We start from the raw sequence: 19,038 nt of genomic DNA, 5'->3' as shown, positions 1-19,038 counted from the left end.
CCGCCTCTTCTTTAGACAGTTTAACCCAAAGCGGTATATCTGTCTTATGTTCACAGAATCCAGGATAGCATTGAAAACATTTTTTAAACAGTTTTATATGTAGGAGGTTTTATAGGATAAGATTCTATTGGAATATCTTCTGTACCAAAGGTCATTTCTCCGTTTACATTTTTAACTGTAATCCATTTTAACCAATTTTCATTATCTATATTAGGATAATCTTCCCTTAAGAACCATCCTCTAGATTCCTTTCTTAAAAGTGAAGCTTTAAAGAACATCTCTGCGGAAAGTATCATAGCTTCTGCTTCATGACAAGACAGTAGATAGTGGAAATCTTCAGCTTTTAGCTGAGCTGCCTTTGACTTTACCTTTTCTAATTTTCTTAAAGCAATGCTTAATCTATGTTCACTCATATATATACTGTTTTCTACTGGAGCAATAATAGCCTGCAGGTCTTGAATTACTTCTTTTGCAGTATAACCTTCCTCTCTGTAAAGAGGTGCAAAAGCTCTTTCTCTGCATTCATTAATTTGATTTTCACATAATTTTAATTGCTCTGATTTCTCAGCGTACTGAACAGATTTTTCACCTGCTATAAGTCCTGCAAATACTGCGTTTAATATTCCTGAGCCCCTGTTTCTTCCTGGAGGTGCTGGAACCGCTCCCGCTGCTGCAGAGCCTGCATAACTTACATCACCTATAGCAAATAATCTTGGAACAGTGGTTTCCATATCATGATTAACTTTAACCGGTGATTGTTCTCCTAAGAAACCTGGTGCAACTTCATTGTCTGTATCTACACTATGACATTTTTCGTAGATTGTTTTCCACAATTTTAATCCATAAGGTCTGGACCATATTAAATCAGTTGTAAATAATACCTCATCATCCTTAGTCATCGGGCACTCATCTGGACGCATATATATAGGTCCTTTCCCTGCAGACATTTGATTATACCATTCAGCTATGGCATTTGAATTAATATCAGCTTCAGGGAACCATCTGAAATTCTTTGTAATATTTTCATCTAAAGCATTGTATAAGCAGTTTTCATTAAATACCAGCTCATGATGGCTTTTTACTTTAAATAGCTGTGCAAAATTACCAAACTCAGCATTTCTCATTTCTGCTCCTGCTCTATAAGCAGCTGCTATACCATCTCCGCGTCCGTTAGACCACATATTTATAACTCGGTAGTTCTGGCTTCCTGTAGCAAGTATTACAGCTTTAGCCTTAATAATATAGAAAGTTCCATCTAAAATACTGTAACCTACTGCCCCTGCTGCCTGACCTTCATTAGTCAATATATCAGATATAGTTACTTTATCTATAATTTTAACACCTTTTTTTTCAGCAGTCCTGCGAACTTTAAGAGTTATATCAAGGTCAACACCTATCATTCCTGTCATAGGTCCAGTTGGAATAATTTTTAAACTTCCATCTTCATTGTAAGGTACCTTTACTCCCCATTCTATAAGCTTGTCTATCATTTCGTGATTTCTGCTTACATAATTTAGCATCTGCACCTGGTCTCCTAAAAAGCATCCAACTGCATTTGCATGATAAGCTACAAATTCTATAGGTTTTACTCTATTAAAATCAAAATATTGCAGCACTCCCCCTCCTCTATTTGCTTTTCCGCTGTAACCTGAAGTTTGTTTTTCAACTATTAAAACTTCAGTATTTGCATTTGTTTCCTTAACGGTAATAGCAGCTGTAAGACCTGCTATACCTCCACCGATGACAAGAACATCTGTGGATAATACTTGCTCTTTATAATCTATCTTATTCATTTTCTATTCTCCTTTCTTATGATAAAGGCTCTTTATCTATATTTGTCAAAGCTTTGATATAAACGTTCTCCCTTAAAATCAGGAATTACCTTAATACAACCCTTTGCACATACAACCTCACAATAGTTACAGTGTACACAGTCTTCTATATATTTAAAAACCGGTATTTTATTTTCTTCATCCCATCTTATTACATCAATAAAGCATGATTTGTAACACAGCTTGCAGCCAATGCACTTATCTCTATCAAAATTAATTACATTATTCATATTCATTCTAAACCCCTCCTTTTAGTAAAATTAAAAATTATCCTTTTCCTCTGCATAAATCTTTGGAAGTATTGCTGCCAGGTTTGTGAATTCTTTAATATTGTGAAGACATAAAGCCATTGGTCCAAAAGCTGGCATTCTTATTCCATCTGGGAGAGCCTTCACATCTTTTCCATTAACTACTGTCCATCCCATCCAGAAACGAGTTCTAAGTTCTACTCCACCTTCAATTTCTCTTATAAAGTGTGTCATTATTGTTGGTGGTGAAGCAAAAGGAGGTTGTCCTTCGCCATTACCTTTTGCACATACAATTGTACCGCAGGCTTCTGTACCAATTTTACTAGCATCAAAGCCTAGGTTGGCTGGATTTTTAAAGTTTATAAATAATCCCTCTGGTCCCATACCAATATTCTCAACTACATGATGTGTTGTATCCCAATATCTTTCCTTATAGGATAAATCCGGATCTTTTGCCTTTTCTCTCTGCATAGTTTCAGCTTTATAGTGATCCTCTGGATCCCAAATTGTATATCTTAGGTTATCAAGACCATGCCACGCAAACCACCAGTCAAACATTTCTACAGTAACACCTGGCATTTTTGTTAAATTTGCTACAAATCCTGTCCCATCCTCCATTACGCAGTATCCAACCTCTACATCTAAGTATCCTGGTTTAAACAGGTCATTTCTATCTTTAAATTTCAGTGCTTTTTTAGGATCAACTGGTCCTTTTAACACTAAATCATATTTCTCCTTTGGCGCTGGAACCATGTCCATGTTGTAATACTTGAAATAGCTTTTTAACCTGTCCTGCTCTGTAACAGGTACTTTAGTTGACACTTTTGTTTCCATTATTACACCTTCCTTATATTTTTTATTAATTTTTAAAATAGCACTAATATATAGAGCAATACTTGTACCAATCTGTTAAAAAACTAACATTTATTAAATTTTTGTATAAACGCTAAATTTTTTGTTGTATTTTTAACAATTTTATATTTATAACCTAATATAAATATAAAAGTAAAAACTCAAAATTAAGTTAATAATAATGCCTGAAACAAAAATGTTTCAACCCATAAAATATTCAAGCTACTTCAATTTTAATATATGTTTTTATTTTACTTATAAGTTTCATATTTAGTTATATTTATAAAAAATCGCTGGAAGCTATAAGCTTTTGCCAGCGATTTTTTTATTTTTTTGCAGGAAATCCTATTATTTAATTCAAAAATGTAATGCTTTACTTATAATTTTGTTTTGAAACTTTTTTGCTATACTAATACATTAATGTATTACCATTTTTTTATTCCTAATGCTTTTGCCTTTCTTAAAACTGTAGTCTGAGTTATTCCAAGCACCTTTGCAGCTTTATGGGAGCTTTTATACTTTTTTAAAGCCTTTTCAATAATAGTTTTCTCAAGCTTATTTACTGCCTCCTTTAAGGTAGTCTCTTCATTATCTGCTGCAATATATGAAAATTTATCTTTTCCTAATACATTAATAACGTCCTTATCAGTAATGAATCTTTCATCTCCAATTATAACCAGCCTTTCTATAGCATTTTCTAGCTCCCTTACATTTCCAGGCCATTGGTAGCAGGATAAAATCTCTATTGCAGATGCTTCAAATTCCTTACTTTTATTATATCTTTCTGTAAATTTTTCCAAAAAGTTATAAGCTAATAATGCAATATCTGCTTTACGCTCACGAAGAGGCGGAATTTTTATTGGTATTACATTAAGTCTATAGTATAAATCTTCTCTAAAACGTCCATTCTTTATCTGTTGTTCCAAATCCTGATTAGTTGAAGCTATAACTCTTATATCAAGACTTATAGTTTTTGTTCCTCCAATTCTTGTAATCTCTCTTTCCTGAAGCACTCTCAAAAGCTTTGACTGTAGTTTTACAGGCATTTCTCCAATCTCATCTAATAAAATTGTCCCCCCATTTGCCATCTCAAAATATCCTAATTTTTCTTTTTTCATTGCACCTGTAAACGCACCTTTTTCATATCCAAAAAGTTCAGATTCTAATAAGCTTTCAGGTATAGCAGCACAATTAACCTTAATGTAAGGCCCATTTTTTCTTAAGCTGTTTTTATATATTTCTCTTGCTACAACTTCTTTTCCAACCCCTGTTTCACCAGTTATAAGCACAGTTGCATCAGTTTTTGCTACATAACTAATAGTCTGCCTGATTTTTTCAATTGAATAATCTTTTCCTATAAGCTTGTCTTCTCGTTGACTGCTTTTTAAATTTATTAATTCATTAAGATATTCTCTACTTTTTTTTTCTGCTTCTTCTAATTTATCTTTTAGCTTAATTAGCTCTGTTGTTTCTCTCATAAGTACTAAAACATATTTTATTTTACCTTGTTCATCAAAATAAGGCTTGCCTATAAAAAGCACCACTTTCTTTTTTCCCTTTGCAATTAATGTACCCATAACAGATACTTCTTTCTTTTGCTGTAATACCATACTGCATATTGCAACAGGTTTTTCAACAATATAAGGCTCTATTTCGTTTTGGACTTCCATTATATCTCCCTCAATCAGATGTCCAGCCTTCAAGGTTACATATTCCCCTTTTAAATACTTTTCATTTAAAATCGTCTGCATATTTTTTCCTATTATTTCATCAGCTGATATCCCTGTTACCTCTGAGTATCTGCTGTTTGCAGCAATAACAAAACCGTTTTCATCAGATAAATATACTCCATCAGACATAGCATCTGCTGCTTCAAACACATTCAGTTCTCTCTGACGCAAAAACATATTTTCTTCCATTATTATCTTTAGTTTTTCTTCAAAAACATTATTATTTTCTATAAGCTTAAACAATAACTTATTAATATCTAATCCTGTTTTTTCAACAAGTGTATCTAATCTTTCTTTTAATTTACAGCCGATTTTAAGAAAACACTCTTTATCCATTCCCCAAACTCCTTAGTTTACTAAATCTATGTCAATATCTTAGACACAAAAAGTTGAACTTATTACGCAATTTTCTAGCTATATCATCACATTTTTATTGAGTTAAATATTCTATACTACTATGTAGTGAATTTTCAACGCTTAACTATGTTAAGTTCTTACCAGAATTATAAAGCTCTATTGTTGTATTTTTAAATTCTTATTTATATTTTAATGTGTTCGTCTTTCTGTGTCTACAATATTACACTAATAACAATGCTAAGTAACACTAATAAAAAAGCCATTGGTTCTTTGCCAATGACTTAACACCGTCTTCTGTACAGTTCTTTCAATGCTCTAAAATCATGTTATGATAATTATAGCAAATACTTATTAATATCTCATCATAAAATTTTCTACTATCTCTAAAGAAGGAATAGCACTTATGGCACCTTTATTCATAGTAGTTAACGCTGCTACTGCATTAGAAAACTTAAGAATTTCTTTCATCTTATTATAAGCTATATTATTTATATATATATCTTTTGTGCAAATTTGATATAGAAAGGCTCCTATAAATGAATCTCCTGCACCAGTTGTATCTACAGCCTTAACCTTATATCCTTCAACGGTAATTTCATTTGAACCAAAGTAAGCTGAAACTCCCTTGCTTCCTCTTGTAATAAGAATAACTTTAACACCAAGGGACAATAACCATTGGATAGCTTTTTCTTCTTCACTAATTCCTGTAATAAACTCTAGTTCATCTTCACTTACTTTTAAAATATCATCATATTTTATAAATTCACAAATAATATTTTTGTATTCCTTATGATCCTGCCATAGAGGAAATCTTATATTAGGATCAAAGGATATAATTCCTCCAGCCTTTTTTACTGCTTCAATTGCAGCCACATGTGCCTTTCTTACTGGTGCATCCACAAGACTTACAGAGCAAAAGTGCAAAATATCTCCTTCACCGAACCACTGCTTATCTATTTCACTTTCTTCCAAAAGCATATCTGCGCTTGGGTTTCTATAAAAAGAAAAATCTCTTTCTCCATCTTCCCTTAAAGAAACAAATGCAAGAGCAGTATTAGCTTTATGCGTTCTAAATATATAGTCTGTTTTTACTCCTACCTCCCTTAAAGTTTCAACAAGGTAATCTCCAAAAGCATCTTTACCTAGTTTCCCAATAAAAGCACTCTGTCCACCTAATTTAGAAACCACCGCTGCCACATTCGCCGGAGCACCACCTGGTGCTTTTTGAAAAGAAGAAACATCCTTTAATGCAGTTCCCTTTTGTTCAGGAATAAAATCAATCAGTGCTTCACCTATTGTAAATACTTTTTTCATTGCTAAACCTCCTCCTTCACTCTTATATCCCACTTATTAAGAGTTTTAATAAGAATTTTCTCATCGCTAAAGAATTCAATAGCTTTTGCAGTAGACTTTGGATAAACAGTAGAGGTTATAACTCTCTCACCTTCTTGAATAAATACTTCTACAGAAATTCTATCTATAAAAATTCTCAATTTTAATTTATTTTCTAAAAGAGAAACTTTCACCCTTCTTACATCTTTAATATCTTCTGACTCTGAGCCTCTTAGAATTTCTCCACTATTTGAACGGTCAAAGATAAACTTTCCTTCTTGTCTATCGTAGTACATAACTGTCTGATTTTCTTCATCCTTAAGTACCTTTAAACCAAATTTGTTCGCTTTCAAAGAATCTATTTCTAATTCTAATTCAATACTCTGTCCTTCAATTTTTTCTAAAGCTAATGTACCTTTTACTATTACAGCTTTATAACTCACATGGTTTGCTCTGTAGTTTTTCATTTCTTCCACAGGATATTGATACAGTTTACCCTTAAATATTTTTAGTTCTCTTGGCAGAGTCATAGCCCCAGCCCACTTATGTCCTTTATCATGGGTGGGAACATTACGCTCCCACATTTGCATCCAGGCAATTAGAATACGTCTTCCTTTGTTATCAACTAGTGTTTGAGGAGCATAAAAATCAAAACCGCTATCAATTTCATCTATAGTATTAAAATCAAACTTACAATTTTTAAAATCACAATTTCCTAATATATATACACTAGAATATAAATTGCAGTACTTATCTCCATCCCTCTCTAAAAACTGTGGAGATATTACTAGTACATCATGTTCTCCCATTTGAAACAAATCAGGGCACTCCCACATTTTCCCTATATTATTTTCACTCCGTGCTAAAACTCCAACATAAGCCCAATTTAATAAATCCTTGGATTTATATAAAAGTAATTGACCATCTCCTTCTTGATGACGAGATCCAATTACCACATAATACTCCTCTCCACGCTTAAAAACTTTTGGATCTCTAAAATCTTGAGGTAGTGCATTTTCTGGCAAATCTCTCGTGCTTATCACTGGATTATGTTTAACCTTTTTAAATTCAATTCCGTCTTCTGATACAGCAATATTTTGTATTTGACGGATATTTTCTGGGTTATCAACATCAGGATTTGTATGACCAGTATACATTAAGTATAATTTTCCATCCTTCTCAATAGCACTACCTGAAAAACATCCATCTGCATCATAATACATATCTGGAGCCAAGGCTACAGGCAAGCATTCCCATTTTACCAAATCCTTACTCTTAACATGCCCCCAGTGCATAGGTCCCCACGCACTATCATAGGGATAATATTGATAAAATAAATGGTATTCTCCATTATAATAAACAAATCCATTAGGATCATTAATCCATCCTATTTCCGCCATAACATGATAGTTCAACCTATATTCATTATTTACTTTATCTTTATTTTGTAGGACATAGTCTCTTGCTTTACTTAATTTGCTCATTGTCATCTTCCTTTTGAGTTTATATTTTTAATATGCAGAGTTTAACTTCCATATCTTTAAACTCTTAACTTTAACAGTTTCAATATTACTATCAGCCCAAAGCAACAACTCTAAGGCATCTTCTCTAGTTGGATAAGTTCTTGAGGTTAGTCCCTTTAACTTGTTCACATATGCTTCTATCATAGATTTATCTAAGTATATTTGAAGCTTAAGTGTATCTTCATCTATATTTACTTTTCCACCTTGAATTCCCTTTTGCAGTTCAGGATTCAAAGAAGATTTATCTTTGTTTATTAAAAATTCTTTTGTAGATTTTTTATAGTATAATAATGTTTCTTCTTCCCCATCTGGAGTTCTTCGAAGCTTTATTCCAAACTCATCTGCACTTCCACCATCCAGCTCTAATTGTATCTCTAAACAATCACCCTTAATAGCTGAAAGCTCTCTATTTGCTTCTTCCATAGTTTTATTCTTGATATTTAGAAACTGAAGTCCTCGAAGAGATTCAAGCTCACTTATTGGTTCAATGCCAAGTCGTCCATCTTCTCTTATGAAAATACTTACAGGAAGACCTCCATTATGAGCCCAGCCTGACTGTATTTCATCTAGCTTTGTTCTTCTGCCTTGGGCTATACTAAATATAATAGTTCTTCCCTTAGGGTCTACCATACCGCTTGGTCCTGTAAAATGTTCTCCTACATCTAAAAGCTCTGGCTCTTCAGTATCTGGTGTGAAGGTGAGAGTGTCACTGTCCCAATTGCCAAGCCAATACCAAACATATTTAACATTGTAAGGACTATAACTAAAGAACCAAGGATTTATAAGAAGAATATACTTCATATTTCCTTTTCCATCTTTCCCTACAGGAAGGAATACAGGAAGTTCCCATACCTCTCCTGTTTTAGGATACTTTATATAGTCTCCAACAAACAATGGCTTCTCATATTTCCAATTATATAAATCCTTTGAGGTGTACATGAGAGCTGTACCACCTACACTCCCATTCTCATTCTTAATCCCTGAACCTACTATAGCATAGTAGGTGTCTTCTTCCTTCCATACAAAAGGGTCTCTAAACTGACCAAAGTGAGGCTCGCCTTTTTCGGTCTTAATATTTTTATTCTGAATAATAATTGGTATCTCGTTCTTTACCCAATTTATTAAATCATTATCTCCATCTTCCTTAAATGTGCTTCTAGCCATTGCTACACATTGGCTGTAAATACTACCATCTCCTGCTGTGTAAATAATTGTTGGAATTCCATCATCTACAATAGCACAGCCAGACCAATCTCCCTTTTCATCTAGCTTGCCCTTCTCAGGTACTAATGCACAGGGTACATCCCTCCAATGAACCATATCTTCGCTAACTACATGGCCCCAGTGTATTTGTCTCCAAAGAGGGCCATGAGGATTGTGCTGAAAGAAAAGATGGTACTGTCCATTAAAGTACATTGGGCCATGAGGCTCATTCATCCAATACCCAGGTGATATAAAATGATAAATTGGTCTATGCTTATCTCCCTCATAAATATTTCTATCAATACTTAAATTAGGTTGTGGAAGTTGACCATTCCACATACTCAAATATTTATTATATTCATTTGATATTTCTTCACTAGTTAGGGCTTTATTATATATTTTAAGTTCATCCATAAGCCCACAATAGCAGCCTACCTCATAAACTTCCTCAAGCTTTATGGCATTATTGCTCTTACCAATGATTAAGTCTTCAGTGCTTGGCGTAAGAAATGAGTTCTTTGAAACTTCTAGATAGCTTACTTTATTACCATTTATGTATAATTCCATAAAGCCAAGTTCACCGTCATAAACTGCTGTTATATAAGACCATTTGTTTATAGGTATTGTTTTTTTATCACAACATATTTCGTACCAATTGCCACTAATTGCAACTTTAAAGGAAATAACTCCAAAAGCTCTTAAGCCCAAAATAAATCCTTCTACTTTTTCTTCATTATGCTGATTCACAATAGCTGTTATATTATTATTCTCATTATATTCATGACATCTAGGTGCCACCCATACTTCAATTGACAACTTATTTTTCTTATTTTCTATAACACCCTTATTATCCTTTATCCAAGTTGAAAAACCATCAAATAAAAGTGCACTTCCTTTAACTCCCTCCATCCAAATCGGATTTGATGAAGGTTTATACTTTGCATCATTAAATACATAATTTATTTCATTATTTATTTTAGTTATCTTATTTTGGACATTTTTACCCTGTGCTTCATCAAAACTCCAATAAGCAGCAAGATTATTCACTTCATTAATTGATTTAGTTTCCATTTTCAACACCGCCTAGCTTTCTTTTCTTATATTCACTAATTACAGATGCTACTATCGATTATTTTTAGAAAAAGATTTCTAATATTTTTTACTTTACCAAAAGATTAGGTTCGATAGTTATAAATTAAAAGTTAATTGTAGTTATTTTAAAAGTGCAAAACTAAGATATTAATAAATTATCAAAGGAACACTAAAATTGACTATATTTATATTAATATAATTAGGAATATGCCCCTACCAGAGCATATTCCCTTAAATATTAATTATTTATTGCTATTGTACCTATCATAAGCTGCTTGAGTAATTTTTATATACTCATCAATACCAATCTTTTTGAGATCACTTAAATATTTATCCCATTCACCTTCTATTCCACCATTCATTAACCATTGTGCTCTCTTTTTATTTACATATTCTCCAAGTTCTGTTTCGATCTGATTTCTTCTTTCTACTTCTTCAGGGGTATAGAATAATGATGGAAGATGCTCTTTTTCCATATAAGGCGTAAACAATTTAACTCTATCAATTCTCACCTTTGCTCTTGGTTCCATATCAACTATCTTTTCAAAATCTTCAGCAGTTACTACACCAGCACCATTTGGAGCAACCTTTTGTCTGAATTCACCCATTGCAACTCCTTCTGGAAGCGGCTTGTTGACAAGCTTTCCGTCTTTTTCTTCATATACTTCACCAATTGGTCCCCAATGAATTTGAGCAGTCATTTTTGGTTCGAATTGTTGGTCAATCCATCTTGCTGTTATTTCTGGATTTTTGTTAGCCTTAGTTATTACAAATGCTCCTCTTCCCCACTGCGATCCATTAGACCAAGCAATCTTTTGCTCTCCTTTAGGTCCTTTTAATGGTCCTACTAATACATAGTCTTTTTCTCTTTCTGGTCCAACTATTTCAGTTTCTTCCCACCATATAAATGAACCTAGTGTTTGTTCTGAAGTTTTCCCTTTTGCAAATAGAGCATTTGGATCCTTAGTTAAAGTGAAGGATTCCTTGTCTATTAAACCTTCTTGTACCCATTTACTAAAATATTGAATTGCTTCTTTATATTCCTCCCGAACTGCAGTATAAATTACTTTTCCATCTCTGACTATTAAGTGGTCATTTGGGTCTGCCATCCCAAAACCTCCAAATAGATTTCCTATATCAGCACACCACCACATATGAATAAAACTCATTGGATTTTCATCTTTTTTCCCATTTCCATTAGGATCTTTTTCCTTAAAAGCAACTAATACGTCATGTAGCTCATCTAACGTTGTTGGAATCTTCATTCCAAGTTTATCTAACCACTTTTTATTTATAAAGAAGAAGTAAGGATTAGAACCAATAGCTCCTTGACCGCTACCCATTTCTTCTCCAATAGGTAGTGAATAAATTTTCCCATCTGGTGAAGTAATAAATTTTTTAATCTCCGGCTTTTTTTCAAGCAATTTCTTAACATTAGGCATATATTTATCTATTAAATCATCAAGTGGTATGATTGTTCCATCTTGGCTATATTTAACTAAGTCATAATCAGAAAAGCCGGCATTATAGAAAGCATCTGGAAGATCTCCACTTGCTAATAAAAGGTTCTTCTTTTCTTGATAATCAGTGTCTGGAATGTTGTTCCAGTCAATATGAACATTTGTCTGCTCTTCAAGTTTTTTAAATATAGTCATCTCATTATAAGATGGAGCTAGTGGAGCCTTTGGTGAAACAACCTTTAGTGTTACCTTCTGCTTAACAATTGGTAAGCCTGTAACATTGAATTTTGAAACATCACTCTTTGAAACATTAGATTCCTTGGTTGAACACCCACCTAGAAATGTGCTGGAAACTATGATTCCAGTAAAAATAATTGATAAAACTCTTTTTTTCATATAATTTCCCCCTATAAATGTTTACATATTAGTTAATCGATTAACTAAAGTTGGAATTTGTTATTACCCTTTTATTGAACCAATCATAACCCCCTTTACAAAATATTTTTGTATAAATGGATATATTGTGAGCAATGGAACTGAAGATACTATAATTACTCCATATTTTATAAGTTCCTTTGCCCTTTGTTTTGCCATAAGCGTTTCAATATCTATTAACATTCCCTTTTGTGGTTCAGCTTGAATTAATATATTTCTAAGTATTAACTGCAATGGATACATTTTTTCTTTGCCCAAGTAAATTAATGCATCAAAGAATCCATTCCATTGACCTACAATTGTATATAAAGCTATAACAGCTATTATCGGTTTTGATAAAGGAAGTACAATCTTTGTAAAGAAGTTTAAATCTGAACACCCATCTATAGAAGCTGCTTCTCTAAGGTCTTCTGGTATACTAGTTTGAAAGAAGGTTCTTGTTATAATTAAATTCCACACTGATACTGCACCAGGTATTACCATAGCCCATATTGTATTGGTCATATGCAAATTCTTAACTAATAAATATGTTGGTATAAGACCTCCACCAAAGAACATTGTAAATAAAAATACTACCATAAAAAAATTTCTTCCATAAAAATCCTTTCTAGATAACGGATAAGCTCCTGTTATCGTCATTGTAACACTGACAACTGCACCTAATCCAGCATATAGGAGTGAATTTTTATATCCTGTCCATATAGAATTATCATTAAATATTCTACTATAACCTTCAATAGTAATTTTTTTAGGATAAGCCCATACTTTACCTAATGCAACAAGATTTGGATCACTAAAGGAAGCTATTATCATAAAATATAGAGGATACAAAACTGCTACACAGACAATTCCAAGCACAGAATAATTTATTATGTCAAATATTATATCTTCTTTTGACTTTCTCTTATTAAACATAAACTATCAACTCCTTTACCACAGACTGGTTTCACTAAATTTTTTAACTATCTGATTAACTGATATGAGTAATACAAGATTTATTACTGCATTAAAAAGTCCAACTGCTGTCGAGAAAGAATACTGAGATTGCTGAAGTCCTATCTTATAAATATATGTAGGAATAATTTCGGATGTATCTAAATTTAATGAAGTTTGCATTAAAAAAGCTTTTTCAAACCCCACATTCATAACATTACCTATTGATAGAACGAGTTGAATTATAATAACCGGCATTATAGCAGGAACGTCTACTGTAAAAATTCTTCTAAGCTTGCTAGCTCCATCTACAATTGCTGCTTCATGAAGCTGTGGATCCACTCCAGCAAGTGCAGCCATATAAATTACTGTAGCCCAGCCTGTACCCTGCCAAATACTTGACAAAACGTATAAAGGCTGAAACCATTCAGGCGATGAGAAGAAATATACTGCTTCTCCTCCAAGTGCTTGAATGATTTTATTAATAAAGCCACTTGATGGTGATAAGAATATTTGCATCATTCCAACAAGAACTACTGTTGAAATAAAATACGGTGCATATATAACTGTCTGAATAAATTTTTTCACTTTTTCCCTTGTTAATTGATTAAGCATAAGGGCTATAATTATTGGTATTGGAAAGGTTACTACCATTTGAATAACACTTAAGCTCACCGTATTTTTTATTAGGGTGACAAATTGAAAGGAATTGAAAAATCTATTAAAATGTTTAAATCCAACCCAAGGGCTACCTATTATACCTTTAGAAGGCATAAAATCCTTAAAAGCCATTAGAATTCCATACATTGGTATATACTTAAAAACTATAAAATAAACAAATGTAGGTAATATCAATAAATAAAGTTGCCAGCTTCTCTTCATCTTTCCAATAACAGTTATTTTGCTTGGTTTTAATTTTTTTTCTAAATTAAAGTTTATATTGTTCAATTACTTATCCCCCTTATCTCATTTAATTATCAGTTAATCGATTAACTAACTATCTTTAATTTAGTTCTTAGCAAGATTTTCTAAGAACTAAACTTGTTGGCAATCTATATTCCTTATACTGACCTTTTCCATTGTTGATTCTATCAAGCAAAATTTCAGCAGCTTTTTCTCCTAACTCAAAAGGAAACTGTTTTACAACTGAAAGCGGCGGAGTAATTATCCTTGTCCACTCATAGTCATCAAAACCAATTACAGCAACATCTTCAGGAATTTTTAAATTAGCCTCCTGTAAATAGTTTAACATACCTATAGTCATAACATTATTTGCTACAAAAATAGCTGTGACCTTTTCTTCATCTAACAATTGCTTTGCAAGAATATATCCATTTTTGTGAGTAGCTTCTGCTTCTTTTATTAAAGAAAATTCTATCTCTAAGTTATTGTCTACAATTGCTCTCTTGTAACCTTCAAATCTCTCATCACTAGTAGTTATTCCTAATGGTCCTGTAATGAAACCTATTCTCTTATGTCCTTTTAGAATCATAGTTTTTATAGCTTCATAGGTACCTTTGTAGCCATCAGATAATACACAATCCCCATCAACACCTTTAGGTCTTCTGTCTATAAAAACCACTGGATAATTGCCGCTAAGTACCTCATTTAGATAACTATGCTCTTCAGCAGTTGGAGCAATGATTAAACCGTCTATAAGTTGGGAATTAAAAACCTTTATCTGTTCCTTTTCATCTTCAAGTCTTTCATTTGAGTTGCTCAAAATAAGATTGTATCCATTCTTTTTTAAAACTCTTTCAATTCCCTGAGCAACGGACATAAAGAAAAAACTTGATGTATCTTCTGTTAATATAGGAACAATAAGTGCTATGGTATTTGATTTTTGGCTTCTAAGGCTTCGAGCAATAGAATTAGGACGATAATCGAGTTCTTTCATTGCTTGTATTACTCTTTGTCTTACCTCATCAGAAACATATCTTGTATTATTTATGACATGAGATACTGTAGCAGTAGACACGTCAGCTTGTTTAGCAACATCCTTCATACTAGCTGCCATTTTCCCACCTCACTTAGCCTTATGTATAAAAACGCTTACGCAATCGATTAACTATATTGTATAACTAATTTAGTTGTTTGTCAATAAGGTATTTATATTTACATCAACTTTTACTAACTCTTCTATTATTCAAATTAAAAAACAAAGTCAAAAGGGCAGCTAATATCACTGCCCTTTTTATATATTTATTATTTCTAACTAATTTTACTTTACTGTAATTTAAACTTATTAACTTGCTCCTCAAGTTTTAAGGACAATTCTGTTAATTCAGCTGCAGAATTTGCAAACTCGTCCATTGTAGCTGCAATTTCCTCTGCAGTAGCAGCTACTTCTTCTGCACTGGCAGAAGATTGTTGTGATACTGCTGACATATTATGCATTCTATTAACTATTTCGGATTTACCTTCATTAGTTTCTATTGTTGCTTTCTGTATAAGCTCAATTTCTTTCACAATCTCTTTAATTGATTGAAGTATCTTATTAAATATATCTCTTGTTTCATCAACTACATGGCTTTGCTCTCCCAGTATTATTCTGGACTCCTCCATAGAGACTACTGCAGAACTTACCTTATTTTTAATCCCTTCAATTAATTCCTGAATTTGTCCTGTTGCTGATGTAGCCTGCTCTGCAAGCTTTCTTATTTCATCAGCTACAACAGAAAATCCTCTTCCAGCCTCACCGGCTCTTGCTGCTTCAATGGCTGCATTTAATGCCAATAAATTTGTCTGAGCTGCTATTTGATTTATTGTATCAGTTATTACAGAAATTTTACTTGTTTCTATATGCATTTCTGACACAACAGAAGCTACTACTTCTGAAGCCTTATTGTTTCTTTCAGTTTTATCTGTCAAGACATTCATGACCTTAAGTCCTTCTTCACTAAGCTTGTTCGAATTTTGTGAAACATGAATCATTTCGTTAGTAAAACGGCTTATCTCCTCTATCTTACTAGCTAAATTACTTACTGCTTCAACACTTGCCTGTACATCCTGTGCATTCTCTGAAGCTCCCTGAGCAACTTGGTCAATAGTTATCGAAACTTCATTTATTGCTGTACTTGTTTCCTTAGCCATCGAATTTATAGAATCAGACGTCTTGTTAATCACCTCCGAAGATGCCTTTACATTTAATATTAGCATACCTATTCTTTTTATCATTAGATTAAAATGATTTCCTAATTCTTCAAATTCGTCCTTTGAGCTTATATTTACCTTAACAGTTAGATCCCCTTCAGAAGCCTTTTCAAAAACATTTTTCAGTGTAATTATTTTAGATGTAATACCTCTGCTCACTAACAACGCAATGATTGCAGCTATAATTCCGATAATTAATACAATTTGAACATTTGTATTTATAATAATCTTGGTTTTTGATAATAATTCCTCTATAGGTTGTGAAGCCATAATCTTCCATGAGGTTTTTGCGTTTGTTGTATAACTTATAAATTTATCTTCTCCCTTATATTTATAAGTTTCAAAACCACTATTTTGAACTTTTGCTCTTTCCCAATAGGAAACAGTTGTTACAATATCACTACCTATTAGTGATTTATCTGGATGAGCTATCATTATACCTTTAGAATCAGATACAAACAAATATCCATCTTTACCAATAGTAATTGACGATAATTCCTTTGACATTGCTTCAAGATCCACATTCATAGAAATAACAGCAACTACATTCCCATCCCTTTCTACAGTTCTGGAAATGGATACAATTATTTTACCGTCTACTGCACTTTTATATGGATCTGTATAAGTTATTTTTCCTTTTTTATTCATAGCATTTATATACCATGGTCTAGCAGTAGGATCAAAATCATTAGCCATTTTTGTTACCGGCCAAATCAGAAACTCCTTGTTTGGCATGCCTATATATACTTGAGAAATACTGGTTCTGCTATTTAATGCATCACTAAAAAGCTTTAGTACGTCCTCATTATCTCCTGAACTTAAATTTAAATTCTGAATAACAGAATTTGAAGATAATAAATTTAAAATTGCCTCATAACCTGCAAAGTAATTATCCAAGCCACGGTTAACTTCCTGCAAAGTTGCTTTAGTAGATGCTTCGAATTCCTGAGTTAATAGATCACTAGTCTTTTTATAAGTATAAAAACCCGATAAAACTAAAGGTACAATACAAAGCAATAACAAAATAATAATAAGTTTTAACTTAATACTTCTAATTTTAAATCTTTTTCTCAAGATAACATGCCACCTTTCTACTTATTTCGACTTTCATTATATATATCGAACCATTTATAAACTAAATTAATAGGTAAATTCGATAGTACTTTTAAAATATTTAAAAATGATTAGCAATTAATCTAATGTATGGAACTATTAGTTACAATTTTTATTAGGTAAAAAGTAAACTCCTTGTTAATATCAGTAGGGCTACCTTATAATGCCCTCATCAATTAACAAGGAGATACTTTTATTTATATCTATATTAAGCTAATCCTGGAATCATACATAAAATAGTTGTAACTACTAATCCGAGAAAAGTATATGCTACTGTTGCAATAAAAATTGGTGGATAACCTTCCTTATGTTTAATACCTGTAAGAATTAAAAGCATTACAACCATTGTTCCAAAAGGCAGTGAATCAAGTACTGTTGATGAAGCTCCAATGATACGATGTGCCGCACCTGCACTTATTCCTAAAACTGGTATAAATAATTCTTTTGCAACATTGGCAGTTATAATTAATCCAGACATGGAAGCTGATATACCAACTATTAATACAGCTGCCACTGCAAATACTATTAACGCAGGTCCTTTTATGTTGCTGCATAAAGTAACTAAACCTTTGAAAGCCTGAGTTTCTCCAACTACAAAACCTATAATAAGAGTCAAAACTATAATTGCACCCATACCAGCAATTTCAGTTCCATAGTTCATGGCATTAAGCAAAGCCCTGAATTTTGCAATAAGTTTGTTACTTTCTCCTTCTTCAATTGGTAAATAGTTAAAGAAAAGAATTATAGAAATTACTAGTCCTATAAGCAGCGAAAAGAAAGCTGGCAGCTTAAGTAAATTATAAGCAGCAAAAATTATAATAACAGGAATAGGAAGCAAATATGGCGGCGGCAGATGTTTTTCATCAAACCTGGCTGGTTTTAGAGGACCATACTCAAAATTTATTCCACTTGCCACATCTTTTTCCCACAGCTTTGAAAGACTAAATACAGATAATGAAAGCATTATAACAGCACCTGCTAATGCAGGAATAGGAGCTGCAGTTGGAGTTGAACCAACAATAGGAGCCACAATAATATTTATCATACTAGGAGCACCCGGCAGCAAAGCACAAGTTGTAGTTCCGAGCATTATTAACACTGGAAGAAATCTTCTTGGTATATTTACAGTTTTCATAATACTTGCCGCTATTGCTATTTCAGTAAATAAAATTGCAAAGTTATCTACACCTCCAACCCCCATCAAAATCCCCAAACCAATTATAATCAAAGCCCCAAATAATCGTGCTGTAGCAGGACTGACCCTTTTTGTAGTAGCACTTAGTAAACCTTGAGCAAAAGAATCTGCTGCACCGCTGTCAGATAAAATACGTCCAAAAATTGCACCTGCTAAATATAATGGCAGTAATGTACCTGCAATATTTGAAACTCCAGACATAGCTTTATTAGTCCAAGTATCAATTATAGGCATACCACTGGTTATCATTATAATAAAAACTGCTAAAACGGTTACATAAGCGAGATGAGCACCTTTATAAGTTAGATATATCAACGCAATAAACGCTAAAACAACACCCAAAACAGATAATACCATACCGTTACCCCCAAATAAATTAGTTTTTTCAGTCTTTTGATTTACTATGACATAATTATGTATAACGTTTTCTTTTGTCTTTCTATTAAGTTTCAATATATCTTTAAATAAATATAACCGGTTATTTATAAATGATAGTATATTTTACCTATCATAGCATTATAATAAATTGAGAATTTGTGGTAATTATTTAAGCACTTTGCACAAATCATTTATCTAAATT

13 protein-coding genes are annotated in these 19,038 nt (G+C 32.6%); all 13 read right to left on the bottom strand.

All coding sequences use genetic code 11. The annotated features are described in order from the left end of the window. Nucleotides 1-83: 83 nt before the first annotated feature. On the bottom strand, nt 84-1,793 hold the full coding sequence (locus M2651_RS09290; RefSeq protein WP_252132078.1) for an FAD-dependent oxidoreductase: 1,710 nt from the start codon (nt 1,791-1,793) through the stop codon (nt 84-86). A 32-nt stretch (nt 1,794-1,825) separates the two neighbouring features. Continuing rightward, nucleotides 1,826-2,068, bottom strand: a complete 243-nt coding sequence (locus M2651_RS09285) for a 4Fe-4S dicluster-binding protein (RefSeq protein ID WP_252132077.1) — start codon at nt 2,066-2,068, stop codon at nt 1,826-1,828. A gap of 24 nt (nt 2,069-2,092) precedes the next feature. Further along, nucleotides 2,093-2,914: a DAPG hydrolase family protein gene (locus tag M2651_RS09280; RefSeq protein ID WP_252132076.1), complete on the bottom strand. Its 822-nt coding sequence runs from the start codon at nt 2,912-2,914 to the stop codon at nt 2,093-2,095. A 443-nt stretch (nt 2,915-3,357) separates the two neighbouring features. After that, a complete protein-coding gene (locus M2651_RS09275; RefSeq protein WP_252132075.1) occupies nt 3,358-4,998 on the bottom strand; it encodes a sigma-54 interaction domain-containing protein in 1,641 nt (546 codons plus the stop codon). Between the two features lie 372 nt (nt 4,999-5,370). Then, nucleotides 5,371-6,333 (bottom strand): carbohydrate kinase family protein, encoded by a 963-nt coding sequence (locus M2651_RS09270; RefSeq protein WP_252132074.1) that lies wholly within the window; start codon nt 6,331-6,333, stop codon nt 5,371-5,373. A 2-nt stretch (nt 6,334-6,335) separates the two neighbouring features. Further along, nucleotides 6,336-7,835 carry a glycoside hydrolase family 32 protein gene (locus tag M2651_RS09265; RefSeq protein WP_252132073.1) on the bottom strand — a complete coding sequence of 500 codons (1,500 nt, stop codon included), beginning with the start codon at nt 7,833-7,835 and terminating at the stop codon, nt 6,336-6,338. A gap of 27 nt (nt 7,836-7,862) precedes the next feature. Further along, a complete protein-coding gene (locus tag M2651_RS09260; protein ID WP_252132072.1) occupies nt 7,863-10,148 on the bottom strand; it encodes a GH32 C-terminal domain-containing protein in 2,286 nt (761 codons plus the stop codon). A 263-nt stretch (nt 10,149-10,411) separates the two neighbouring features. Next, nucleotides 10,412-12,025, bottom strand: a complete 1,614-nt coding sequence (locus tag M2651_RS09255; RefSeq protein ID WP_252132071.1) for an ABC transporter substrate-binding protein — start codon at nt 12,023-12,025, stop codon at nt 10,412-10,414. Nucleotides 12,026-12,088: 63 nt separating this feature from the next. Next, complete coding sequence (locus tag M2651_RS09250) at nt 12,089-12,979, bottom strand: carbohydrate ABC transporter permease (RefSeq protein WP_252132070.1); 891 nt, start codon at nt 12,977-12,979, stop codon at nt 12,089-12,091. Nucleotides 12,980-12,994: 15 nt separating this feature from the next. Continuing rightward, entirely contained in the window at nt 12,995-13,945 is a 951-nt protein-coding gene (locus M2651_RS09245) for an ABC transporter permease (RefSeq protein WP_252132069.1), read from the bottom strand. A gap of 67 nt (nt 13,946-14,012) precedes the next feature. Continuing rightward, on the bottom strand, nt 14,013-15,014 hold the full coding sequence (locus M2651_RS09240) for a LacI family DNA-binding transcriptional regulator (protein ID WP_252132068.1): 1,002 nt from the start codon (nt 15,012-15,014) through the stop codon (nt 14,013-14,015). Between the two features lie 209 nt (nt 15,015-15,223). Beyond that, a complete protein-coding gene (locus M2651_RS09235; RefSeq protein ID WP_252132067.1) occupies nt 15,224-17,224 on the bottom strand; it encodes a methyl-accepting chemotaxis protein in 2,001 nt (666 codons plus the stop codon). Nucleotides 17,225-17,471: 247 nt separating this feature from the next. After that, complete coding sequence (locus M2651_RS09230; protein ID WP_252132066.1) at nt 17,472-18,815, bottom strand: hypothetical protein; 1,344 nt, start codon at nt 18,813-18,815, stop codon at nt 17,472-17,474. Nucleotides 18,816-19,038: the final 223 nt, after the last annotated feature.

The organism is Clostridium caldaquaticum (assembly GCF_023806125.1).
Classification (GTDB): Bacteria; Bacillota; Clostridia; order Clostridiales; family Clostridiaceae; genus Clostridium_AT; species Clostridium_AT caldaquaticum.
Note: the sequence above shows the minus strand (reverse complement) of the source record. Positions and strands in the feature narration are given on the sequence as shown.